This is a genomic window from Cupriavidus plantarum (assembly GCF_905397285.1).
GTDB lineage: Bacteria > Pseudomonadota > Gammaproteobacteria > Burkholderiales > Burkholderiaceae > Cupriavidus > Cupriavidus plantarum.
In genome coordinates this window covers 900,498-925,972 of sequence record NZ_CAJPUX010000001.1, presented here as the reverse complement: position 1 = coordinate 925,972, position 25,475 = coordinate 900,498, and the positions used below count along the sequence as shown (strand labels likewise).

Below are 25,475 nucleotides of genomic sequence, written 5' to 3'. Positions count from 1 at the left end.
ATCCATTCAAAGCGATCAAAACAGGAAGTAACGCTGCGCCATCGGCAGCACGGTCGCCGGCTCGCAGGTCAGCAATTGCCCATCGGCAACGACCTGATAGGTCTCCGGGTCGACCGTCACGTGCGGCTGCCAGTCGTTCAGCACCATGTCGCGCTTGGACACCGTCCGCGTGCCGCGCACCGCCGCGAGCGTCTTGGCCAGACCATAACGCTCGCCGACGTTGGCGGCAAGCGCGGCCTGCGACACGAACGTCAGCGACGAACGCGGCAGCGCGCCGCCTGCCGAGGCGAACATCGGCCGATAGTGCACGGGCTGCGGCGTCGGGATGGACGCATTGGGATCGCCCATCGCCGCCGCGGCGATCATGCCGCCCTTGAGGATGAGGCTCGGCTTCACACCGAAGAAGGCGGGCTTCCACAGCACGAGGTCCGCCCACTTGCCAACCTCGATCGAACCGACCTCGTGCGCGATGCCATGCGTGAGCGCCGGATTGATCGTGTACTTGGCGATATAACGCCGCACGCGGAAGTTGTCGTGGCCCCCGCGGGCATCGTGCGGATCGCCCGGCAGCTTGCCGCGCTGCGCGGCCATCTTGTGCGCGGTCTGCCAGGTGCGGATGATGACCTCGCCCACGCGGCCCATTGCCTGCGAGTCGCTCGAGATCATCGAGAACGCGCCAAGGTCGTGCAGGATGTCTTCGGCGGCGATGGTCTCGCGGCGAATGCGCGATTCCGCGAACGCGATGTCCTCGGCGATCGACGGATCGAGGTGATGGCACACCATCAGCATGTCGAGGTGCTCGTCGAGCGTGTTGACCGTGTACGGCCGCGTCGGGTTGGTCGAGGACGGTAGCACGTTGGCCTCGCCGCATACCTTGATGATGTCCGGCGCGTGGCCGCCGCCCGCCCCTTCGGTGTGATACGTATGGATCGTGCGGCCCTTGAACGCGGCGATCGTCGCCTCGACGAAGCCGCCCTCGTTGAGCGTGTCGGTGTGGATGGCCACCTGCGTATCGGTGGCATCGGCCACGCTCAGGCACGTATCGATGGCCTGCGGCGTGGTACCCCAGTCCTCGTGGAGCTTGAGGCCGATCGCCCCGGCCTCCACCTGCTCGGTCAGCGGCGCGGCCTGGCTCGCGTTGCCCTTGCCGAGAAAACCGATGTTCATCGGATAGGCATCGGCCGCCTGCAGCATGCGCTCCATGTACCAGGGGCCCGGCGTGACCGTAGTCGCGAAGGTGCCCGTGGCGGGACCCGTGCCGCCGCCGATCATCGTGGTCACGCCGCTCATGAGCGCTTCGTCGATCTGCTGCGGGCAGATGAAGTGGATGTGCGTGTCGATGCCGCCAGCCGTGACGATCATGCCTTCGCCAGCGATGACTTCGGTGCCCGGACCGACGACGATCGTCACGCCGGGCTGGATATCTGGATTGCCTGCCTTGCCGATGGCGGCGATGCGGCCGCCCTTGAGGCCGATATCGGCCTTGACGATGCCCCAGTGGTCAACGATGAGGGCATTCGTGATGACCGTATCGACGCAGTCCTTCGACATGCGCTGGCTCTGCCCCATGCCGTCCCGGATCACCTTGCCGCCGCCGAACTTCACTTCCTCGCCGTAGATCGTGTAGTCGCGCTCGACCTCGATCACGAGGCCCGTGTCGGCAAGCCGCACCCGGTCGCCGGTGGTCGGGCCGAACATTTCGGCATAGGCCTGCCTGGAGATCTTTACCATTACAGCGCTCCCATGATCTTGCCGTTGAAACCGAAGACGATGCGATCTCCATCGAGCGCGACGAGCTCGACCGTGCGGCGCTGTCCCGGCTCGAAGCGCACCGCGGTGCCCGCGGCAATGTTCAGCCGGAAGCCACGCGCGGCCTCGCGGTCGAACGCGAGCGCGGCGTTGGTTTCGTAGAAATGAAAATGCGAGCCGACCTGGATCGGACGATCCCCTGTATTGGCGACGGTCACGCTGACGGTCGCCCGGCCCACATTGAGTTCGATCTCGCCGTCCAGCGGCATCAGTTCACCGGGAATCATCGCGATGCTCCTCGCATGTTGTCGATGGTGGCGTTACGCGACCAGCAGGCCCACGCCGTACATGGCCACACCGGCACCCGCGATACGCGCGAGCCAGCCCGCATGGCGGCGCAGCACGCCACCGACGCCGATACCGGCGCAATGCAGGCCCATCGTCGCCAGCGCGAAACCGCCGACATAGGCGAGCACCGTCGGCAATGCCGAGGCCGACGCCGGCAGTTCGGCACCATGCGCATAGCCATGGAACAGCGCGAAGCCGCCGACGATGGCCATGCCCGCGGCCGCGGGCAGTTGCGTGCGCAGCGCGACCAGCAGACCGATGACGAGCAGCGACGCGGCGATCATCGGTTCCACCGCGGGCAGCGTGAAACCGGCCAGACCCAGCGCGGCGCCCGCGAGCATCAGCACGACGAACGCGAGCGGCAGGCGCAGCAGTTGCATGGCGCCCGGCTGGCGACCGTGGCTGCCGCGCGCGGCCAGCGCGCTCCACACGCCGACGGAGGCCATGGCCAGCAAATGGTCCGCCCCCGTCAGCGGGTGCAGCAAGCCCGCGTAGAAGCTGCCGGCGACCGTCGTCGCCTCATGGCCCGGATGGGCGAAGGCGCTGACGGCGGTGAGCGAAAGCGCGGGGAACAGTACGGCGGCGAGCGCCAGCGTGCGAGTCGTTTTCATTATTGGTTCTCGTTAGGGTCAGACGATGGGATGATGCACGGTGACGAGCTTGGTGCCATCGGGGAACGTCGCTTCCACCTGAATCTCGGGAATGAGCTCCGCCACGCCGTCCATGACGTCCTCGCGCGCGAGCACGGTGGTGCCCTCATGCATGAGCTCGGCAACGGTACGGCCATCGCGCGCCCCTTCCATGATGGCCGCGGTAATCAGCGCCACGGCCTCGGGGTAGTTGAGCTTGAGACCGCGCGCGCGGCGCCGTTCGGCCAGCAGCGCGGCGGTGAAGATCAGCAGCTTGTCTTTCTCTCGCGGCGTGAGTTCCATCGTCGGAGTCCTTTGTCTTGTTGTCTCGTTGGATTGAAGGGTTCAGGTGGCCCACAGCCGCAGCGGCCGCGCGGGCACGCCATGGATGGGCTCGCGCAGCTGCGTCCAGCAATCGATCAGCAGATGACGCACAGGTTCGATATGGCGGCCGAGCACGCGCAGCAGCAGCATGCGGCGGCCGTCGGACGCTGGGCTGACCATGCAGGTCACGCCCGCGCGCAGATCGTCGCGATACGGCAGACGTTCGGCCAGCGCTTCGGCCAGTTCCGTCGTGGCGCCCTCCCCTACGGCCCACAGCGTGCCCAGCACGGGCAGCCCATCCATGCCGGGCCACGCGGTACGCAGCGCGGCATCGGCGTGCGCATCGACGAAAGACTGCTCGATCCACAGCGGACGCCCGGCATTGCCGACGCGCGTGTCGAGCCACAGCGCGCCCCGCGACCAGCGCTCGCCCGAAGCTTGCCGGCCGAGCACGACGGCATCCCAGCCGATCGCGCTGCCGCCGCGCGACACGCGAACGTCGGTGCCGATGCGCGCGCGCGCATCGTCGAACACGATGTTCTCCTGCGGCAGCCAGTCGAGCCGCGCGCCATCGGCCACGGTGATGCGCACCTGCTGGCTCGCGTCGCGGCCAAGGGACTTGTACCACTTGGTCGCGCCAGGCGTGGCGAGCACCGCGTGCGCGCCGGGCTCTACCGCGATGTCGATGTCGAGCAGGTCGCCGCCCGCGATGCCCGCGGGCGGATGCAGCACCACCGCGTGGCAGATCGCGTCGCCTTCCGGGTAGAGCGGCTTCTGGACCATGAGCGGGCCTTTGTGGCGGCGCTCGACGAGGGCCGTGCGCATGGCGCCGCCCTCGCCGCGCGCCGCAAAGCGCAGGCGCAGGCTCGCCTGCCACGCGGCGGGCATTGCAAGACTGGAAGGAAAATCGGGATGACGCATGAAGGAGGCTGGGCGGGCAAGCGCGCGCGCGCGAGGTAGGCCGTTCGTTGCCGGCCATCATAGCGCGCGTTCGTGGCGACCGAAAGTGCGAACGTGCAATAGTGGGATCGCGCAGTCATGCGGATCAGACCGCAATCAGTTCCCGTACGCCATCCTGCTCCATGTCGGCGCCCGCCCCCTTCGCGACCACCTCGCCGCGGCTCATCACGACGTAGTGATCGGCAAGGTGCCGCGCGAACTCGTAGTACTGCTCCACCAGCAGCACCGTCATGCCGAACTCGTCGACGAGCAGCCGCAGCGCGCGCCCGATGTCCTGGATGATCGACGGCTGGATGCCTTCGGTCGGTTCGTCGAGGATCAGCAGCTTCGGCTCGCTCATCAACGCGCGGCCGATGGCCAGTTGTTGCTGCTGCCCGCCGGACAGATCGCCCCCGCGCCGCTGGCGCATCGTGCGCAGCACCGGAAACAGCTGGTAGATGCGATCGGGCACGCCCGGGGGGGCCTTGCGGCTCGCGGCGCCGATCAGCAGGTTCTCTTCCACCGTCAGCCGCGGAAAGATCTCGCGCCCCTGCGGCACGTAGGCCATGCCCGCGGCGACGCGTTCGTATGGCGCCTTCTTCTCGATCGCCGTGCCGCCCCAGCTGATGTTGCCGCTGCGCGTGGGCACCACGCCCATCAGGCATTTGAGCAGCGTGCTCTTGCCCACGCCATTGCGGCCGAGCAACGTGGTCAGCCTGCCCTCGGGCACGTCGAAACTCACGTTGCGCAGGATGTGGCTGCCGCCGTAATACTGGTTCAGTGCATTGACCTGCAGCATCGTTATCTTCCCAGGTAGGATTCGATCACGCGTTCATCGCGCTTGACGGCGTCGAGCGTGCCTTCGGCCAGCAGGCTGCCTTCGGCGAGCACCGTGACCTTGCCCGTGTCGCCCGCCAGCGCGGCGACGAATTCCATGTCGTGCTCCACGACCATCATCGAGCAGCTGCCGCGCAGGCTGTTGAGCAGGCCCGCGAGCTGCATGGTCTCTTCATCGGTCATGCCCGCCACGGGCTCGTCGAGCAGCAACAGTTGCGGCTGCTGCATCAGCAGCATGCCGATCTCGAGCCGCTGCTTCTGGCCGTGCGACAGCAGGCCCGCCGGACGGTAAGCCTCGTCCTCGAGGCCGGTCAGCGCCAGCGTCTCCTCGATGCGGCGATGGCCCTCGCCCGTCAGCCGCGCGCGCAGCGACGACCACCAGCGCTTGTCGGCCTTCATCGCGAGTTCGAGGTTCTCCCACACCTGATGCTGCTCGAACACCGTCGGCTTCTGGAACTTGCGGCCGATGCCGACCTGCGCGATGCGCGGCTCCGTCATGCGCATCAGGTCGATGGTCTGGCCGAGGAACACGCGCCCGCTCACGTTGGCATTGCGCGGACCGGTCTTGCCCGTGATGACATCCATCATCGTGGTCTTGCCGGCGCCGTTGGGGCCGATCACGCAGCGCAGTTCGCCGTGATCGATCGAGATCGACAGCTTGTTCAGCGCGCGGAAACCGTCGAACTGCACGGTGAGATCTTCCACGTAGAGAATCGGCCCATGCGTGACGTCGATGATGCCAGGCTCGACGACGCGGCCCAGACCCGTGGTTTCGCCGCTCTCGGCTTGTTGCACATCCAGTGCGGCGTTCATGCTTCCCTCCCGACCGGTGCGGCCTTGTCTTCGTCGACCGGCGCGCCGGCGCCGGTACTGGTGCCCGTATTGGTGCTCGTACTGGCGCTATCGATGCGCTCCTTCGGCGTGCGGCGGCCGGACATCCGGCGCCAGAGCCCCACCACGCCATCGGGCAGGTACAGCGTCACCAGCACGAACATCGCGCCGAGCAGGAACAGCCAGTATTCGGCGAAGTACGCCGTGAACATCGTCTTGGCCCCGTTCACGAGGAATGCGCCGACGATCGGCCCGATCAACGTGCCGCGGCCACCGACGGCAACCCAGACCGCCATCTCGATCGAGTTGGCGGGCGACATCTCGCCCGGGTTGATGATGCCGACCTGCGGCACGTACAGCGCGCCCGCAATGCCGCACAGCACGGCCGAGAACGTCCACACGAACAGCTTGTAGCCGAGCGGGCTGTAGCCGGAGAACATCACGCGCATCTCCGCATCGCGCACCGCCGTGACCACGCGACCCAGCTTCGACGACACGATGTAGCGGCACGCGACGAAGCCGCCCAGCAGCGCCAGGAACGTCAGCACGAACAGCGCCGTGCGCGTCTCCGGCGCCGCGATCGCAAACCCCGCGATACGCTTGAAGTCCGTAAAGCCGTTGTTTCCGCCAAACCCCGTCTCGTTGCGGAAGAACAGCAGCATGGCTGCGTACGTCATGGCCTGCGTGATGATCGACAGATACACGCCCTTGATGCGCGAGCGGAAGGCGAAGTACCCGAACAGCCAGGCCAGCACGCCAGGCACGAGGATCACGAGCAGGAGCGCGTACGGCAGATGCTCGGTGCCGTGCCAGAACCACGGCAATTCCTTCCAGTCGAGGAACACCATGAAGTCGGGCAGGTCGCTCTTGTACACACCCTCTCGTCCGATCGAGCGCATCAGGTACATGCCCATCGCATACCCGCCGAGCGCGAAGAACAGCCCATGCCCGAGACTCAGGATGCCGCAATACCCCCATACGAGGTCCAGCGCGATAGCCGCCAGCGCGAAACACATGATCTTGCCAATCAGCGTGAGCGCATAGGCCGACAGATGCAGCGGATGGCCCTCCGGCACCAGCAGCGCGCAGACGGGCACGCCGATGGCCACCACGATCGTCAGCACGACGAGCGCGGCCCATACCCGGCGCGAGAACAGCGGCTGACGCTCGGGCACCGACAGGCGGAATGGCGCCCGGCCCGCGGCGGATTTGGATTGAAAACTCGTCATCATGCCTCCGCGCTGCGCCCCTTGAGCGCGAAAAGTCCCTGCGGCCGCTTCTGGATGAAGAGGACGATCAGCACCAGGACGAAGATCTTGGCCAGCACCGCGCCATAGAACGGCTCGATGAACTTGTTGATCAGGCCGAGGCCGAACGCACCGACGATGGTGCCGGCCAGCTGGCCCACGCCGCCGAGCACGACCACCATGAACGAGTCGATGATGTACGCCTGCCCGAGGTCCGGACCGACGTTGCCGATCTGGGACAGCGCGCAGCCGCCCAGGCCCGCGATACCTGCGCCAAATGCGAACGCGTAGCTATCGACCTTCCACGTGCGCACGCCGACGCAGGCCGCCATGGTGCGGTTCTGCGTGGTGGCGCGCACGAACAGGCCCAGGCGCGTGCGATTGAGCACGCCCCATGCCACGGCGACCACGGCCAGCGCGAACAGGATAATGATCACGCGGTTGTACGGAATCACGAGGCCCGGCAGCCATTCCATGCCGCCGCTCATCCAGACGGGATTGGCCACTTCGACGTTCTGCGCGCCGAAGATCGTGCGCACGGCCTGCTGGAACAGCAGGCTCACACCGAACGTGGCCAGCAGCGTCTCTAGCGGACGGCCGTACAGATGGCGCAGCACGATGCGTTCGAGCGCGAATCCGACGATCGCCGCGGCAAGGAACGACGCCGGCAGCGCGGCCACGAGGTACCAGTCGAACGCGTGCGGCGCATACGCGCGGAACAGCGTCTGCACGACGTACGTCGCGTAGGCGCCGATCATCAGGAATTCGCCATGCGCCATGTTGATGACGCCGATCAGGCCATAGGTGATGGCGAGACCGAGCGCGGCGAGCAGCAGCACGCTGCCGAGGCTCAGGCCCGCAAACAGGTTGCCCACGAGCTCGGCGCGGCGCTGGTCGCTGCGCAGCGCGTCGAGCGCCTGCTGCGCGGCGAGGCGAACCTCGGCATCGGGCTCGCGGTACTTGCCCGCGTCGTCCTTCTCCATGAGTGGGGCCAGCTTCTGACGGCTCTGGGGGTTGCTGTCGTGGCCAAGGATGCGAATGGCCTCGAGCCGCGCATCGCGCGCGGCCTCCGCGCCATCGGCGAGCACCGTATTGGCCCAGATCACGTCGAGGCGCGCGCGCAGCCCGGCATCGGCCTCGGCCTTGCGCGCGGCCGCCACGACTTCGCGCGAGGCGTTCTCGGGCGCGTCGAACAGCGTGTTGATGGCTTGCGTGCGCACCGCGATGTCGGACGACTGCAGCTGCAGGCTGCTGGCCGCGCTATCGACGAGCGTGCGCAGGCTGTTGTTGAGCGTCAGCGATTCCAGTTCGTCCTGCTTCACGGTCACGGGCTTGCCGCTGATCGCATCCACGAACTTGTCGCCGTCCTGGCGCACCATGCCCACCGACGGCGCGTATTGGAGCGCATCGTCCTGCAGGGCCTTGAGGATCGGCGCGGATTGTTCGGGCGGCGCCTTGGTCAGCGCGGTCACCGCGGCGGTCTTCGCGTCGAAGTCGTCTTCCGCGAGCGGCTTGAGGTCGGCTTGCGTCAGTGGCGCGGCCCACAATGGCGCGGCAGCCAGCAGCAGCGCTGCCAGCATGGCGCGGAGCCATGATCGGAGTATGGGTGATGGCATAGGGCTGGCGGAGTGTCTTTGGGCGTGGCGCGATTCGTGTACACGCTCGCGTCTGGTTATGTGTTTCCCCTCTCCCGCAGGGAGAGGGGGTACCGCAATGTCGGAAGGAAATTCCGATGCTTACATCACCTTGTCCGGCTTGCCTTCGTTACCCGTGATGAACGGGCTCCAGGGTTGCGCGCGGATCGGCTTCGCGGTCTTCCACACCACGTTGAACTGACCGTCGGCCTTCACTTCGCCGATCATCACGGGCTTGTAGAGGTGATGGTTGTCGCCCATCGTCAGGGTGAAGCCGTCCGGTGCCTTGAAGGTCTGGCCGTACATCGCGGCGCGCACCTTGTTCGGATCGGTCGAGCCAGCCTTCTTCACGGCCTGCGCCCACATGTGGATACCCACGTAGGTGGCTTCCATCGGGTCGTTCGTCACGCGCTTGTCGCCGCCCGGCAGGTTGTTGGCCTTGACCCAGGCCGCCCATTGCTTCTTGAACGCTTCGTTCTCGGGGTTCTTCACCGACATGAAGTAGTTCCATGCCGCCAGATGGCCCACCAGCGGCTTGGTGTCGATGCCGCGCAGTTCTTCCTCGCCCACGGAGAACGCCACGACCGGCACATCCTTGGCCTTCAGGCCAGCATTGCCCAGTTCCTTGTAGAACGGCACGTTCGAGTCGCCATTGATCGTCGAGATCACGGCGGTCTTGCCGCCCTGCGAGAACTTCTTGATGTTCGCGACGATGGTCTGGTAGTCGCTATGACCGAACGGGGTGTAGACCTCCTCGATGTCCTTGTCCGCAACGCCCTTGCTCTTCAGGAACGCGCGCAGGATCTTGTTGGTCGTACGCGGGTAGACGTAGTCCGTGCCCAGCAGGAAGAAGCGCTTGGCGCCGCCACCTTCCTTGCTCATCAGGTATTCCACGGCGGGGATGGCCTGCTGGTTCGGCGCGGCGCCCGTGTAGAACACGTTCTTCGACATTTCCTCGCCCTCGTACTGCACGGGGTAGAACAGCAGCGAGTTCAGTTCCTCATAGACCGGCAGCACCGACTTGCGCGACACCGAGGTCCAGCAGCCGAACGTGACGGCGACCTTGTCGTTCGTGATCAGCTGGCGTGCCTTCTCGGCAAACAGCGGCCAGTTGGAAGCCGGGTCCACCACCACCGGTTCGAGCTTGCGGCCCAGGACGCCGCCGCTCTTGTTGATCTCGTCGATCGTCATCAGGGCCACGTCCTTGAGCGACGTTTCCGAAATGGCCATCGTGCCCGACAGCGAATGCAGGATGCCGACCTTGATCGGATCCTTCGACTGCGCCATCAGCGGGCTGGTACCGATCATCGCCGCGGCGGCTACCGCCGACAGCTTCAGCATGTCACGTCGTTTCATTGCAGCTCCCAGTTTTCGTATGTGGTTAGGGACTACGCACCCCGGGTGATGCTTCTGCAACTAGCGTGCCAACCGAAAGATGATGCCGAAGAGACGGATGAATCTACTCGCACCAACATGGAGCGCGAATCATGCTGCCCATCATGCACCACCGTCGTGCCAACGGCTGAAAACAGGGCGCAAGATGGTGCGGGGCCGTGCATCGCGCACCGCCATCGGCCGCCTTCGCCCCATGTCGAGAGCCAATCAGAACCATTCTTCCGCGCGACCGGTACGCATATCCTTGCGACGGGAGGGCAGGTCCTGATCGCGTTCCCGCAGCAGGACATCGGTGCGGCCGGCCGTTTGATTCACGGCCTCGACGTCAAAGGCGGTGAACCGGTCATGAAGGATCCGCGGCGATTTGCGGCTGCGCCGGGGGGCGAGTTCCGGCGCGGTATCAGGCCCGGTATCAGGCCCGTCGATCGCCACCTTGCCGTGCCGCCCGTCGATCGAGAACAATACCCCACCGGTCCCGCGCGCCGCCTCGTCCCGCGCAGCGGCCAGCGACTTCGTGCTGACCAGGAACCCATCGTTCACCACCGTGTCGCCGGCCACGATCCCACTACCGAAAACGCCCCCGGCATGCGACGCCGCCATATAGCTACGCCCCGGCGTATCGGGCAACGCCTGCAACGCGCGCGACAGGGCGGCGACGTTGCTATTGGCCTTTCCGCCGCGCCGCTCGGCATCGACGGCGTCATCGAAGATCGACCGATGGCGCAGATACTGCCGTGCCATGCCACGCGTGAAACTGGACGGCGCACCGTGGACCTCTGCCTGCCGCACGGCAATGTCCTCTAATCGCCGGCGGGCGCCCGCCTTGTCGAACGCTCGGGCCTCCGCCGAAAATTCCCGCTGCATCGCGTGCAGCCGCTGCCCCACGTTCGGCGCCGACGGCACCACAGACGGCGCGCCCGTGAACATGTCCTTCGCACCGTGCGGCGACGCACCGTCCCGCGACTCCGTCAGCAGCACGTTGACTGCCCCGCGTTCGCGGTGGATATCCAGCACCGTGAACTGGCGATGGGGTTCGAACAGGATGGCCGACCCGTTGGCGGTGATCGGCCCGAACCCCGGCGGCGGCCCACCGAGCAACGCCTCGTTCCTGCCGGACCTGCCATCGATGCGGAACACCGTCGGCAGGCCCCGACGTTCGGCGTACACCGCGCTGTGCTTCTCCGCCTGCAGCGACTTGTCACTCGCCAGCACGCGCCCCGCGCCGACGAGGTCGCCCGGTAATATCCGCTTCCCATAGACATCGCCCTGCGTCCTCGTCCCGAGGTAGCTGACGGTGACATTGCCGGGCAGCTTGTTCAGCGCGAAGAGCAGGTCGTCGTGGATGTGGCGCGCCATGAGTGGATCGGGCTGCGCGGGTTCGAGAAATTCACCGCGCCGCGCCACGGCCCCATAGAACGCGGTATGGTGCGCCGCGTTGGCGTTGGCGCTGTCGATAACCCATTCGCGCGCGGCCATGCGATCGTCCGTGATGGCGCCCTCTGGCATCGATCTGGTCATTTCGCGGAAGATGCCGCGCGTCAGGTTGCCGTGCGAAGGCGTGGTACCGCCGTGCGCCAGCACACCCTCGGCACGATGGCGATGGGTTCGCCCTACCGGGTCCGGATCGAACGACACGCCCTTGCCCAGCGCGTCCGGATGTTGTGCGCCGACGCGTCGTTTGCCACCCTCATCGCTCACCGCGACATACGACACCCTGCCGTGCACTTCGGCATCGACGCTCCGGTCGCGCAATGCCTGCTGCAACGGCCGCTCCAGTTGCACGCTATGGCAGCCGACCAGGCTGATCTTGCAGGTATGAGCGCCGCGCGCAAGCGGCGCGACGATATCCGCGAGTTCGGGCACGCTCCTGGCGCTCAGGCGCGGCACGCCGGCGGTGCCTTCCCCTACCAGGCTGATCTTGAGCCTGCCCGGGAATGGCGATGGCAGTGTCGAGGCGGGGGCATGTGGCAGCGCGATCCTGCTGTCCGCATGCTTGTAGTTGAGCCGTAGCGACGCTTCGGCAACGCGATGGCTGTCGTCGAGCGGCACCACGACACGGCGATCGTAGTCTCGATGCAACCGCTGTGCATTCATGCTGTGCAATACGCCGTCGGATGGCTCATCGTTGATGCCGCGAAACCACACATATCGGATACGATCGGTTTCCAGATGGTCCTGCATCTTCATGCGCTGGTTGCGCGGGAGAACGACTTCCGCGCGCCCATCGGCGTGCTGGAACAACGAGAAAGGCGCCAGGACCTTCGCTGGCACGTCATCGATAATGGCCAGTGTCGGCTTGCGCCCGTCCGGCCCGGGCGCCGCGTTCCGCATCGCGTATTGCGCATAGCCGCGCGAGGCCGAGCCAAGCAGCCACCACGGATTGGCTACGACCGAGCCGTCAAATATCGTGCGCCCCCATGCGCCCGCCAGTTCGCGTGGCGGCACGAGATAGACGGTGCCCCGGTATTCGCCCAGCTTCGATACGACCTCGCTGAGCTCGGCGATGGGCCGATCGCCTCCCGGCGCCGGCCGCCCACGCAGCGCGTAGTACGCCAGCACGTCCCGCTCGCGCTTGTTCAGCCGCGGCTGGTCCGGACTGTTCAGCAGGTGGTTCTGCATCGCGAATCTGTCGGCCGTGGCTTGCTGAAGCGGCAATGCCCGCGCGGCTTCCCGTAATCGCCGGTGCGGATCGGGATCGGAGAACGGCTTGCGCCCGAAATCGTTCAAGGCGTCGGGATGACCCGCCGATGCCGAATATTTGTGCCCGCGGTCGCTGACTCTGACGTATCCCTTGCGGCCACTTACCTCTGCTTCGATGCCGCGCGTGTACAGGGCCGCGCGCAGCGATTGTTCCATCGCGGCGCTGTGACATCCGACGAGGCTCACCTTGCAGCCGATGGCATGGCGCGCCAGCGGCGCCACGATGTTCGCGATTTCCTCCGCGCGCCTGCCGCCGAGCGTGTTGTTCCCCGCATGCCCTTCGCCCACGACCGTGTACTTGTGCGTGCCACCCGGCGGATTTGCCTCGGCCGCGGCGCCATCGGAGCGCAGCGCGACGAGCGTGGTGTCCGCATGCTTGTGCCGCAAGCTGCGGGACGCGTCTCTGACCCGGGCATCGCTGCCCTGACTGCCGGGCGGCGTACCCATTTCCAGCGGCACCACGAAACGATGGTCGTAGTCGCGATGCGGATTGCCCGTATGCAGGTCGCGCGCGACGACGCTGGTGGCGCCGGGATCCACTGCACCCAGCCCCACGAAGGTCATGGCTTGCGTATCGACGATGTCACTGACTCGCAAACGCGTGCGTTCGGGAGCGTAAACCTCGGCGCGCGCGTTCGCGCCCTGGAACGGCGAAAACGGTGCCAGCGATTTGGCCGGCGAGCCGTCGAACACCATCAGCACCTTCCTGCGTTCCGGCTCCACCGCGGCCAGCTGCAGACGCGCATAGCCAAGCGACGCGGTACCGATCACACTCGGAACGATGACGGTCTCGCCCGGGCGCAGGCTTCCATAGGAGTGCCCGCGAGGCGCCTGATAGGCGCCATAGAACGGGCCATCGTAGTCGCTCAGGCGTAACGCCGTCTCCCGCCTTTCGGTGTGCGGCCGATCCCCCGCAGGCAGCCGCCTTCTGGCGAGCCGCGTCAGCGTATCGGCTTCGCGCGCGCTGACGTCCGGCTGCGGCGCGAGGAGCTGGCGCAGTTGTACCGTGTAGCGATCGATGAGCGCCTCTCCCAGCGTCATCGGCTGGGTCGCCGCATGCCAGCCGCCAACGCGGCCCGCGGCCTCGCCAGGCGGCTCGATGACGCGGCGCGTACGCAGATCCAGCGGCTCGGTCTGAAGATGCGAGGTGAGACTCGGACCCGGCTCACCGTGGGCGGGCTGATGCGCGTCGCCAGCGAGCGGACCGGGCGCACCGGGCGCACCGGGCGCACCGGGCGAGCTCAGCAGTCCGCCCAGCGCCGGATCATCGCGGCCGGTGCCGGGCGCCATGGTCCGCATGCCGCTATCCGTCGCGTCATCCCTTGCACCACCACCCCTTGCGCCACCCGTTGCGCTATCCCTTGCGCTATCGGGCGCCCTGCCCTGGGCGGCGGGAGGGGGGTCCATTCGGGCCCGCTTCCATGCCTGCGCGGACGCATCCGCGCGCGTACCGATGTCCTGGCCCGAAGGCGGCTTGTCCGGGCCCAGCAGATATCCCATCCGTCCATCCGCCAGACGCACCGGCGGCTTGGCCACGCCCGCGCGCCCTGCGGGCGGCCGTCCATGATGCGCTGGCTTGAACACCGGTGGCAATAGCACATTGCCCCCATGCTCCCGCACGGTCTCCGGCTTCGCTTCGGTCCGGATCAGCGCGCCCTCCGTCCGATAGGATGCCGTCCCGGCCTTCACTGTCGTGCCGGCCAGCGTGGTATCGCCGCCCGAGGCCAGCGCCACACTGGCCGCTTCGATACTGCCCGCGCGCTCGGTCTCCCGCTCATATCCGCTGGTCCCCGCGAACGCCCCCGGCGAACTCACGCCCGTCGCGCCATCGGCCCGTCCCACGCCGAGGTTCGCGTTGGCTTTCCATCGCTTGCGCGATATCGTCTCGCGCGCCACGTCGAAGACGATCGAGCCTGCGGCATCGACCTGCACCTTCGTCGCGGCCGACAGCGCGGTGCCTTCGAACTTCGCATCGCCGCCGCTTCGGATCTCCACCGTCCCGCGCCGCGCCTGAACGCGGCCCGCCTGCCCGGACACCGCATGCTCCGTCATGTCGCTGACATTGCCCCCCGCGTCGCCACCCCACGAGGCCACACCGATGGACACTCCACCGTTCGCCGCCCAACGCGATTCGCTTGCCGCGCGCGACGTCTTCGCCGTCAGCATCGCGACATTCCCGCCCGCCGACATCCTGACGCTGTCCCCCTCGACGCGCGCGCCCTCGAACGAAGCATCGCCTGACGCGCGTATCGCCACGTCGCGCTGCGCGACGAGCCTGCCTGCCACTGCCCTGCGCGCTTCGCGCGTGTCCCGCGCATGCATCCCGTCGCCGGAAACGCCGACGCCCGGACTTACCTTATCGACATGGACCGCGGCCCCCGCGCTCGCCGTCTTCGCACGGGAAGCCTCCGTGTCGTGCGCCGCGCCAATCGCCACCGTCGCGCCTCGGATATCGATATCGCCTCCCGCTTTGACATCGGTGCCGGCAAGACGCGTCTCGCCACGGCTCTCGCTGGAGACGTTTCCGCCCGCGCGCACGGTAGATACCACAGCGGTCCGGGTATTGGCGTCGGTGTCCCGCGCCTCGGTGCGATACTCGATCTTGAGTCCTGCACCGGCACCCGCCCCGGACTTCAGCGTCTGCTTGGACTGGCCCGGCACGATCCGGCCCGGCAGACCCACCGAGGCGGCGCCGTAGCCGCCCACGAAGGCGGCGTCTTCCCCGCTTTCGGACGCGCTGTACGTCGTGTCGTGCGCGGCCTCGCTGACGATGGTATCGGCAGACTGCTTCACGTCGCCCCCCGCGCGAAGGTCCGTGCCAACGTCGCGCATGGCCTCGCCCGCGTACCGCACGATGTCGCGCCCGGCGGATACCGCCGACGTCAGCGCCGTCGTGCTGCCGGTCACTCCCCTATCGTTCGCGTGACGAAACTTCAGGCCCGCGTCCGCATTGACGTCTGCCGAGGGCAAGCCGCCCGCCTGTTCTCCTTCCGGCGCGGCGCCGATGCTCGCCTGCGCGCCGCCACCGGCCGAGCCATGCACGCCGAGCGATGCCTCGCTACGGCGCCACGCGTGCTCGTCCCGATCCTCGACCGCTTCAGTCGTGATCGTTGTCGCCTGCTGCGTCAGGTCGCCCTCCGCATGCACGCGCGAGCCGGTCACGCGCAGGCCGTCTCTCGCTATCAATCGCGCGTCGCCGCCGGCTTCGAAGACTGCCGCATCGTGGCGGACGCGCCGTTGCGTGGTCGTCTCGCTCACGTCGCGAAACAGGTCGATGCCGCCCTCCGCGCTGCCCCGTGCCGCCACGCCCGCGCCAAGCCAGTTGTCGTTGCCCCGGCTCAGCACGCCCGATCCGGCCGTCGCCTGCGTGTGCCGATGCGTGGCACCGCGCGTGGCGAAAATGCCGTGACTCGCTTCTGTACGCGTGGACACGGTGCTCGTCTCCGCCGCCGCCACCTCGATGTTCGCCGCCGACGTCTCGAGATCGCCAGCCGTCTTCCACGTGCTGCCGCGTATCCGCAGATCGCCCTTCGCCGACAGGGTCGCATTGCCACCGATGCCGACCTCGCTCGCGACGTTGCCGGCGGTCCGCGTTACCTCGCGCACGTCCGTCGTGCCGAACAACGCGCCGCCATGGCCGACGCCGCTCTCGTACCGGCGGGTCCACGCGGTCTGCTCGGTCATCTTGCCGTCGACACGGATGTCCTCCCCGCTTTTCAGCGCGGCATCGCCGCCGACCTGGACCTCGGCACCCGACAACGTCAGCGCCGCCCCACTCTTCGCATCGAGGTTGCCGGCGGCCATCACGCGTGACCGATGGTGGCCTACGTGGGAGACGGTGCTCGTCTCCATCGATGACGCGCTTCCGTCGCCGCCACCCTCCACGGTGGATGTCGTCGATCGATGCTCGCGCGTATCGATCGTGATGCGTTTGCCGGCGTCGAGCGCCATGTCTCCGCCGGACACGAGCTCCGCACCGGTCACCGCGATGTCTTTATCGGCAGCCAGCGTCATCGTCTTTCCCGCGACAATCGTTCCCGTGACGTCAAGCGTCGCCGATAACGTGTCTCCGCGGTGCACCGCCGTTCCGTTGACGATGCTACCGCCCGCCTGAAGGGCCACCTTGCCTCCCGCCATCGTGCCCGACGTGTTGACGATGTCCGATGTCGATTTGATGCGCAGCTGGTTCGCAAGGATGCCGCCGCCCTCGTTACGGAAGCCATCGACCTTGAGATCCATCGTTTCGGCAATGATCTGTGCGGAGGCCACGACCCGTTTGCGCGCCTTGGGCGACAGGTACACCACCGGCACGAGCACGTTCTGCCCGAGGACGCGCTGGCGCACGACCCACACGATGTCGTCATCCAGTTGCGCGATCTGCTCGGCAGTGAGCGCGCGCCCGTACACGAGCGCATGCGACGTGGCCACGCGGCTGGCTTCCCTCATGAGCCCCCACATCTGCTCGTTGGCGCTGCGGAACCGGGTCTGCACCGCCACGCCCGTCTGGTCGATGAGCTGCTGCCTGACCAGATGCTGTTCGAAGGCCGCGTCGCCAAGCCGGCGATCGAGCGTTCGCGTGTCGTACCCGAGGCTGTCCGCCAGCATGTCGGTATCCATGCCGTCACGTTGGGCGAGGGGCTTGGCAGACGCGGCAGTGCCCGCCGAAGCGCCCGTCACCGACGGCGCCGGGGGGGACGGAAGTGGGTCTGACCGCGGGTTCGACAGCGGGTTCGACAGCGGAGGCGGTGCCCCCTTTTTCGCGACGCCGGAGTCCGCGACATCCCCCATGGCGTCTTCGGTAACGTCCGTACCCTTCTGGCCCTGACCCGCGGGCGGCGACTGGACTCTCGTTGCGCTGCCGCCCCCCTTCCCGGGGGGCAGGAACACAAAGATGGGATTTCGCTCGACCACATAGCGGCCATTGGACTGCACTGCCAGTTGGAAGAGTCCGTTCGGATTGCCCAGATTCTCCCTTGCTATCAACGTGTCGAAGGTGCTCTGCTCCTCTCCGGTCTTCTCCAGCCCCTTGGCGATGGATGGATCGAGCAGTTGCCTGGCGTCGGAGATCCGCTCGCCCCTGTTGACAATCGTGAAGCCGTCTCCCAGGATCGCGCGTGCCGCGATGCCGGCCTTGAGCACATTGTTGAATGTCCTCGACGTGACCTCGGTCTGCTCGCCCTGATAGGTACAGGCTTCATCGGGCTGCGCGTTTGGCCCGCACCACCGCCAGCCGAACTTCGGCGTGAGATACGACAACGTATCGCGGCGCGTCTTCGTGTGGCGTAGCACTTCGACACGGGATTCCAGGCTCAGGCTGTCGTTGTCGAGCTGGGCGCCACTCGGTTGGAAGCGCGTCCCGCGGTCGTCGGAGATCCACTCGTACGGCCTGACATTCTCGCCGGGGGCCTCCGTGAAGCCCTGAAGCCTCAACACATCGCCGCTCCAGATGATTCCGCCGCGGTTCGTCAACCGGCTTGCCGCGATCTTCATGTCCTTCGCAGCGAGGATGCGAGGCGCGTACCCCGGGTCGTCGAGCATGAACTCGTACCACGTCTTCACCGTCCGGGAGTAGTTCTGATAGTAGCGGTACGTGAAATCCGACCATGCCCACCGATACGTTTCGGGGCCTTCTTTCACGTACGGCGCGCTTTGATCGACGAAACGCACACGCCGCTCGTCGGGTACCCGGTTCTGCAATGTCGCCGCGACGATATCCACCACCGCGCCATCGATATCCCGATTGTTGATCAACGTGTTCGCGCGGATCGTCATGGTGCCGTTCTCGCCGCCCAGTATGCGGCCGGCATTGACAAGTTCGCCGTTGGCGGTCACCTTCAGCCTATCGTTGCCGAGAATCAGTCCATGGTTGACGAGTTTGCCCGCGTTCAACGATCCGCCTTTCTCCCGCAGATCCAACTCCCCGGCATTCGCATGCAGCGTCAGATCACGGGCGGCGATGGCGCCAGTGCCGGCGTTCTCGATACGCCCGGCAGAGAGATTCAGGCCCCGCCCTGAGAACACCAGCCCCTTGTTGGCGAAGGTTTTTCCGATCTGGATATTCCCGTCGCCGTTATTCGTCTCCGACATGCGCACGCGTGCCGTCTCCGCGGTGTCGCCGTCGAGCGTCATCGCATCGGCCACGACCGTCAACTTACCCATGGCGACCAACTCGGCTCTCTTGTCGAGGTGAACCTGGGCTGCCGCGACATTGGCGGAACTCCCGACCACCTTGGCGCCGGGCCCGATTGCCAGCGCGCCGTGCGGCACGCGAAGCTGCAGCGAGCCGCTCGCCAGCACATGCCCCCCGAGCCGGACACCCGCGCCGCGGTCGTTCGCGACCAGATGAATACGGTCGGCATGCATGCCACCAAGCGTGCTGCTGTCGATTGCCGGCCCGGCCAGCCCCTTGGCCCGGCCGCGTCCCACGTGCATCAGCCTCCTTGCGCCGAAATCGAACCAGTTTCCGCCGGCGAACATATGGAGCTTCTTTGCGAATACAGGGGCATCGAGCCGGATCTTCCCGGCGACCAGATCGGCCGACGTCTGCTCAGCGGCATTGAGTCCGTGGCCCCTGATCAAGATGTCGCCCTCGGTCGCCAGCACGCCCGCGAATGCGCCGCCCGAACGCCAGATCGATGTCCCCGCGCCCAACATCACACGATCCACATTGAGGAAGCCGCAATTCGAACAGGTGATGCCGCTGGGATTGGCGATGATCAGGTCAGCCTTCTTGCCGGCGACCTCCATGAAGCCGTCAATCTCGCTGCGATGGCCCGAGATGACCTCGTTGACGATCATATGGGCCGCGCGCGTCAGGTTCTCGTTCTCGTGCACGCCTCCGCCCAGCGTCGTATTCGTCGGCGCGGACCCGCGAGCGATGTTATTCAGGATCAGCCCGACGCTGCTCACGTTGAATTTGCTGAACCGGTTATGCGAGACGCCGGCTTCGTTGGCCGCCTCGATATTGATGACGGGCACGCCATTGTTCGCAGTGGACATCCGCGCCCCTCCGGCACTCACCACCATCGGCGCGGGGGCGGCCGATGGCTCGGCCTGCGCCCACGCGATCGACAGAAGGCCTGGCGTTGTCACGCATGCCACCGACACTGGCCACACCATGCGCCACGCCACACTACCGACAGTGTCCATACCTTGCTCCACGACTTGCCAAAGATGGCCGGAATGTCGCAAATCGAGCGGCGTATGGCTTTAGGGGTTTTCCGAATTTGTCACAGACCGCAATAGAATCGGCGATCGGCTAGATCCGAGCGCGCCTCAAGACGAAAGTCAGGACAAAAAAAAACCGCCCGGCTTGCACCGGGCGGCTTCTTCGCGTGCCACAGGACCCGAAGACGGTCGTCTTCAGTGGGCCATCGGCATCATGTTGGCGTTCATGTTGTGCATGATCCAGAGCGAACCGGCCAGCACGATGAACAGGATCAGCACGGTGAACAGGAACGCGATCACGTTGCCGCGCTGTTCGTTCGAGCTGTCCAGATGCAAGAAATACTTCAGATGCACGATGATCTGGACCACGCCCATGCCGAGGATGATCCAGAGGATCGTGCCGCGGTCCATGGTGCCGTCCATCACGATCTTGAACGGGATGACCGTCAGGATCACCGCCAGCACGAAGCCGATCACATACGACTTGACCGAGGCGTGACCGTGGGCCGCGCCGTGAGGCGCGTCGTGGCTGGCGCCATGCGCGCCGTGACTCGATTGATGCTGGGCCATTTACATTGCTCCCATCAGGTAGACCACCGTGAAGACGCCGATCCAGACGACGTCCAGAAAGTGCCAGAACAGGCTCAGGCACATCAGGCGCTTGGTCGTGGCCGTGGTGATGCCCTTGGTCGTCAGTTGATACATCAGCACGAGCATCCACAGCATGCCGCTCGCCACGTGCAGGCCGTGCGTGCCGACCAGCGTGAAGAACGACGAGAGGAACGCGCTGCGGTTCGGCCCCGCGCCTTCGTGGATCAGGTGCGCGAACTCGTTGATTTCCATCACCATGAACGCGGCGCCGAGCAGGAAGGTCACGGCAAGCCAGCCCATGACGCGGCTCTTCTGCTTGTTCTGCAGCGACACCATCGCCATGCCGTACGTGATCGACGAGAACAGCAGGATGAAGGTTTCCACGAGCACGTAGTTGAGCTCGAACAGCTCCTTGCCCGACGGGCCGCCCGCCACTTCGCCGCGGAGGACGGCGAAGGCGGCGAACAGGCACGCGAACAGGATGCAGTCGCTCATCAGGTACAGCCAGAAACCGAAGATCGTGTTCCCGCTGGTGTCGTGATGCGCGTGGTCGTGCGTGTCGTCATGCGCGGGCGCATGGGCGGGGGCTTGCGCCCCAAAACGGTCCAGGACTTCAGTCGTCATGGTGATCAGGCCCCCGAAGCAACGCGTTGCAGCTGTTGCGTCTCAATCTGCTCGACCTCCTTGGCCGGCACGTAGTAGTCGATATGGTCGTCGTTCGCACGGAAGATGAACGACACCACCATGCCGATCAGGCCCACGGCGGCAAGCCACCAGATGTGCCACGTCAGCGCAAAACCAAGCACCAGGCTGAAGGCGCCCATGTAGAAGCCCGCGGCCGTGTTCTTCGGCATGTGGATCTCTTCGTACCCATCGGTACGCGGCTTCTCGCCACGCGCCTTCATGTCGGCGAACGCGTCCAGGTCACGCACCACCGGGGTGTGCGCGAAGTTGTAGAACGGCGGCGGCGACGAGGTGGCCCATTCGAGCGTGCGGCCGCCCCACGGGTCGCCGGTCACGTCGGCCAGCTTCTTGCGGTCGCGGATCGACACGGCGATCTGCAGCACCTGGAAGACGATGCCCAGCGCCACGAACACCACGCCCACCACGGCCAGATGCAGCCACGGCGTCCATGCCGCGTTGTCGGTATGGTTCAGACGACGGGTCATGCCCATCAGGCCCAGCACGTACAGCGGCATGAACGCGAAGTAGAAGCCCAGGATCCAGCACCAGAAAGCGCACTTGCCCAGACGCTCGTTCAGCTTGAAGCCGAACGCCTTCGGCCACCAGTAGGTGATGCCGGCCAGGTAGCCGAACAGCACGCCGCCGATGATCACGTTGTGGAAGTGGGCGATCAGGAACAGGCTGTTATGCAGCACGAAGTCCGCCGCCGGCACGGCCATCAGCACACCGGTCATGCCGCCGATCACGAACGTGATCATGAAGCCCAGCGTCCACAGCACCGGCGACGTGAATTGCACACGGCCACGGTACATCGTGAACAGCCAGTTGAAGATCTTCACCCCGGTCGGGATGGAGATGATCATGGTCGTGATGCCGAAGAACGCGTTCACGTTGGCGCCGGAGCCCATCGTGAAGAAGTGGTGCAGCCACACGATGAACGACAGCACCATGATCGCGCTGGTCGCGTACACCATCGACTTGTAGCCGAACAGCTTCTTGCCCGAGAACGTGGCGATGATCTCCGAGAAGATACCGAACGCCGGCAGAATCAGGATGTAGACCTCGGGGTGGCCCCAGATCCAGATCAGGTTCACGTACATCATGGCGTTACCGCCGCCATCGTTCGTGAAGAAGTGCATGTCCAGGTAACGGTCGGCACCCAGCAGGGCCAGGGACACCGTCAGCACCGGGAAGGCGGCCACGATCAGCACGTTCGTGCACAGCGCGGTCCACGTGAACACGGGCATGCGCATCAGGGTCATGCCAGGCGCGCGCATCTTCAGGATCGTGACCAGGAAGTTCACACCCGTCAGCAGCGTGCCAAGGCCGGAGATCTGCAACGACCACAGGTAGTAGTCCACCCCCACGCCCGGGCTGAAATCCAGACCCGACAGCGGCGGGTAAGCCAGCCAGCCCGTGCGCGCGAATTCACCGACGCCCAGCGAGATGTTCACCAGCAGCGCGCCGGCCACGAACAGCCAGAACGACAGCGTGTTCAGGAACGGGAACGCCACGTCGCGCGCGCCAATCTGCAGCGGCACCACGAGGTTCATCAGGCCCGTCATCAGCGGCATGGCCACGAAGAAGATCATGATCACGCCATGGGCCGTGAAGACCTGGTCGTAATGCTCGGGCGGCAGGAAGCCGGTGTTGCCACCGGTCGCCACGGCCAGCTGCGTACGCATCATCAGCGCGTCGGCAAAGCCGCGCAGCAGCATGATCAGCGCGACCAGCGAGTACATTACGCCGATCTTCTTGTGGTCGACGGACGTAATCCACTCGCTCCACAGATAGTTCCACTTCTTGAAATAGGTGATGGCGCCAAGCAGCGCCAGGCCGCCGAGCATTACCGCGCTCAGCGTCACCATGATGATCGGCTCATGAAACGGGATCGCCGACAGACTCAATTTGCCAAACATCATTGCTCCTAGGATTGCGCGCCCACGGCCGGCTTGGCCGGCGTGGTCATGGACACCTGCGCGTCGCCGATCGTGTTGCGCGACGTGCAGACCGGACCGCCGTCGAAGCCTTCACGGGCCACGGCACGACCGCTGTTGTCCATGTATTGGTGCAGGATGCCGTGATACAGGTCGCCATCGACCTTGCCGTAGTACGTCACGGCCACGGCTTCGCTCGGCTTGGCGAGCGCCTTGTAACCTTCCGCGCCGAGCTGCTCGGAGGATGCGCGAACCTTCGCGACCCACGCGTCGAAGTCATAGTTCGACATCGCGAGAGCCTTGAACTTCATGCCCGAGAAGCCGCCGCCGCTGTAGTTCGCGGACATGCCGTCGAACGTACCGGCTTCGTTGGCGATCAGATGCAGCTTGGTCTCCATGCCCGCCATGGCGTACACCTGGCTGCCCAGCGCGGGGATGAAGAACGAATTCATGATCGAATCCGACGTGATCTTGAAGTTCACGGGCGTGTTCACCGGCAGCGCGAGCTGGTTGATCGTCGCGATCTTCAGCTCCGGATAGATGAACAGCCACTTCCAGTTCATCGCCACGGCTTCGACCGTGATCGGCTTCACGTTGGACTCGAGCGGCTTGTACGGGTCGAGCTCGTGCGACGAGCGCCATGTGATGATGCCAAGCGCGATGATGATCAGGCAGGGGATCAACCAGACCACGACCTCGATCTTGGTCGAGTGCGACCAGTCGGGATCGTACGTTGCGGAGGTATTGCTGGCGCGATACTTCCAGGCGAACACGATCGTCAGAATGATCACGGGCACCACCACCAGCAGCATGAGCCAGGTGGCGATCAGGATGATGCCCTTGATGTCCACGCCGACTTGACCCTTCGGGTCCATCAGCGTCAGGTTGCAGCCGGCCAGCAACAGCAGGCCAAGGCAAGGCAGGAACCGCTTCAGGCGCGGCATTCTAGGTAGTTTCATGTCACGACGGTCTGGTTGTGCCACGGCCCGGGGGCACGCGGCTTCAACTACCCGAAGCACGAGGCCGCAGGCAGGTTGAGCGAGGTAAAAACCGGAGGACGTGGACAGCGACTGACGACTGCGTGCGCGTGGCGCCGGAGATGGCGGTGGCGTGCGCTGAGGTGGAGGACTGCCCGAACCGCGGCTCCGCCCAGAGGGCGGCGTTGGTTCACGATGTCTTTGCCATGTCTGCTGTTACCATCCGGCGCGCCAGCGCTGCGCGCACGGATTTATGAGCCGATAAGGCAATACGTAAAGCATCGTGGGCGCGACTGTACCGCAACGCGCTTTTGAGGGTAAACCCACGGGGTGCGGAAACACTGTTCTGCAAACCGGACAATTACGAAAACCTTACTGCCCGATGACGCCAGCCCCGCTGATGGCGGTTTTCTTCATATTTGGCGGGCCTCAAGCCCGCCGTCGCGAGGCCGTTAACCGTACCGCCGCGTGATCGACTCGGCCACGCAAACCGGCCGCTCCGACCCTTCCCGTTCGATCGTCACCTCCCAGTACGCCTGCCCGCCAACGAGCTCGGGCGCATTGGGCAGCGGATCCAGCCGCTCGACCTTCGCGAGCTTGATCCGTGCCCGCAGCCGGCTGCCCACCGGCACCGGAGAGGTGAACCGCACGCGATTCAGCCCGTAGTTCACCGCCACCTTGGTGTTTTCGAACGTCAGGGCATTGGCCATGAACCGCGGCAGCAGCGACAGCGTCAGAAACCCGTGCGCGACCGGCGCGCCAAACGGCGACTCGCGCCTGGCCCGCTCGACGTCCACGTGAATCCACTGATGATCGCCCGTGGCATCCGCGAACAGGTTGACCTGCTGCTGCGTGATCTCGATCCAGTCGCTGACGGCCACTTCTTGGCCCTGCAGGCTTTCCAGTTCTTCCAGCGAGGCAATCGTACGCATGAGGTCTCCGTGTGAAATATGGGGAAGGTGAAGAATTGTGTCAGGCCGGGCGCCGTCCGTACATGCCCATGCCCTTGACGGTGCAGACCGGCTCGCCGCGCTGATTCGTCGCGCGCCAGATGGTATGCACGATGCCGCGGTCGGGCTTGGACGACGATGGCCGCACGTCCAGCACCTCGAGCACCACGCTGAGCGTATCGCCCGCATACACGGGCTTGAGCCACCGGATCTCATCGACCCCGGGCGACCCCATGCTTGCGGTATCGGGGGGCATGTACTGCACGAGCAGCCGCATCATGATGCCGCACGTCATCCAGCCGCTCGAAATCAATCCGCCATAGATGCTCTTCCCGGCCGCCCGCGGATCGACGTGAAACGGCTGCGGATCATACTGTCGCGCAAACGCGACGATCTCTTCCTCGGTAACCGTGTAACTGCCCAGATGGTGCTGACTGCCAACGACGTAGTCTTCGAAGTAGACCGGACCCATGACATCTCTCCAGCGTGAAAACGCCCTCCCCCGGGCAGGGAGAGGGCAACATCCCGGGCGGCGA

General features: G+C 65.8%; 17 protein-coding genes. All 17 read right to left on the bottom strand.

The window, feature by feature from the left end; all coding sequences use genetic code 11:
• Positions 1-15: 15 nt before the first annotated feature.
• A complete protein-coding gene (gene ureC, locus KHP16_RS04280; RefSeq protein WP_115951990.1) occupies positions 16-1,731 on the bottom strand; it encodes an urease subunit alpha in 1,716 nt (571 codons plus the stop codon).
• Entirely contained in the window at positions 1,731-2,036 is a 306-nt protein-coding gene (locus KHP16_RS04275) for an urease subunit beta (RefSeq protein ID WP_109581632.1), read from the bottom strand. The genes ureC and KHP16_RS04275 overlap by 1 nt, the downstream gene beginning before the upstream one ends.
• A 33-nt stretch (positions 2,037-2,069) precedes the next feature.
• Positions 2,070-2,708 (bottom strand): HupE/UreJ family protein, encoded by a 639-nt coding sequence (locus tag KHP16_RS04270; RefSeq protein WP_121491139.1) that lies wholly within the window; start codon positions 2,706-2,708, stop codon positions 2,070-2,072.
• 18 nt (positions 2,709-2,726) lie between these two features.
• Entirely contained in the window at positions 2,727-3,029 is a 303-nt protein-coding gene (locus tag KHP16_RS04265) for an urease subunit gamma (protein WP_017229757.1), read from the bottom strand.
• A gap of 42 nt (positions 3,030-3,071) precedes the next feature.
• A complete protein-coding gene (locus KHP16_RS04260; protein ID WP_211959633.1) occupies positions 3,072-3,971 on the bottom strand; it encodes an urease accessory protein UreD in 900 nt (299 codons plus the stop codon).
• A 124-nt stretch (positions 3,972-4,095) separates the two neighbouring features.
• Entirely contained in the window at positions 4,096-4,788 is a 693-nt protein-coding gene (urtE, locus tag KHP16_RS04255) for an urea ABC transporter ATP-binding subunit UrtE (RefSeq protein WP_121491142.1), read from the bottom strand.
• Positions 4,789-4,790: 2 nt separating this feature from the next.
• Entirely contained in the window at positions 4,791-5,639 is an 849-nt protein-coding gene (gene urtD, locus KHP16_RS04250; protein ID WP_109581636.1) for an urea ABC transporter ATP-binding protein UrtD, read from the bottom strand.
• Positions 5,636-6,886, bottom strand: coding sequence for an urea ABC transporter permease subunit UrtC (urtC, locus tag KHP16_RS04245; RefSeq protein WP_244835704.1), 1,251 nt, complete (start codon positions 6,884-6,886; stop codon positions 5,636-5,638). The genes urtD and urtC overlap by 4 nt, the downstream gene beginning before the upstream one ends.
• Positions 6,886-8,484 (bottom strand): urea ABC transporter permease subunit UrtB, encoded by a 1,599-nt coding sequence (gene urtB / locus KHP16_RS04240; protein WP_415831152.1) that lies wholly within the window; start codon positions 8,482-8,484, stop codon positions 6,886-6,888. The genes urtC and urtB overlap by 1 nt, the downstream gene beginning before the upstream one ends.
• Positions 8,485-8,640: 156 nt before the next feature.
• Positions 8,641-9,894 carry an urea ABC transporter substrate-binding protein gene (urtA, locus tag KHP16_RS04235; protein WP_109581638.1) on the bottom strand — a complete coding sequence of 418 codons (1,254 nt, stop codon included), beginning with the start codon at positions 9,892-9,894 and terminating at the stop codon, positions 8,641-8,643.
• 246 nt (positions 9,895-10,140) lie between these two features.
• Complete coding sequence (locus KHP16_RS04230; RefSeq protein ID WP_211959631.1) at positions 10,141-19,782, bottom strand: two-partner secretion domain-containing protein; 9,642 nt, start codon at positions 19,780-19,782, stop codon at positions 10,141-10,143.
• 213 nt (positions 19,783-19,995) lie between these two features.
• Entirely contained in the window at positions 19,996-20,370 is a 375-nt protein-coding gene (gene cyoD, locus KHP16_RS04225; protein WP_109581640.1) for a cytochrome o ubiquinol oxidase subunit IV, read from the bottom strand.
• Positions 20,371-21,015 (bottom strand): cytochrome o ubiquinol oxidase subunit III, encoded by a 645-nt coding sequence (cyoC, locus tag KHP16_RS04220; RefSeq protein ID WP_109581641.1) that lies wholly within the window; start codon positions 21,013-21,015, stop codon positions 20,371-20,373.
• A 5-nt stretch (positions 21,016-21,020) separates the two neighbouring features.
• Positions 21,021-22,994 carry a cytochrome o ubiquinol oxidase subunit I gene (cyoB, locus tag KHP16_RS04215; RefSeq protein WP_109581642.1) on the bottom strand — a complete coding sequence of 658 codons (1,974 nt, stop codon included), beginning with the start codon at positions 22,992-22,994 and terminating at the stop codon, positions 21,021-21,023.
• Between the two features lie 8 nt (positions 22,995-23,002).
• Complete coding sequence (cyoA, locus tag KHP16_RS04210; protein ID WP_109581643.1) at positions 23,003-23,971, bottom strand: ubiquinol oxidase subunit II; 969 nt, start codon at positions 23,969-23,971, stop codon at positions 23,003-23,005.
• Between the two features lie 470 nt (positions 23,972-24,441).
• On the bottom strand, positions 24,442-24,921 hold the full coding sequence (locus KHP16_RS04205) for a MaoC family dehydratase (protein WP_109581644.1): 480 nt from the start codon (positions 24,919-24,921) through the stop codon (positions 24,442-24,444).
• A gap of 40 nt (positions 24,922-24,961) precedes the next feature.
• Positions 24,962-25,411, bottom strand: a complete 450-nt coding sequence (locus KHP16_RS04200) for a MaoC family dehydratase (protein ID WP_109581645.1) — start codon at positions 25,409-25,411, stop codon at positions 24,962-24,964.
• Positions 25,412-25,475 lie beyond the last annotated feature (64 nt).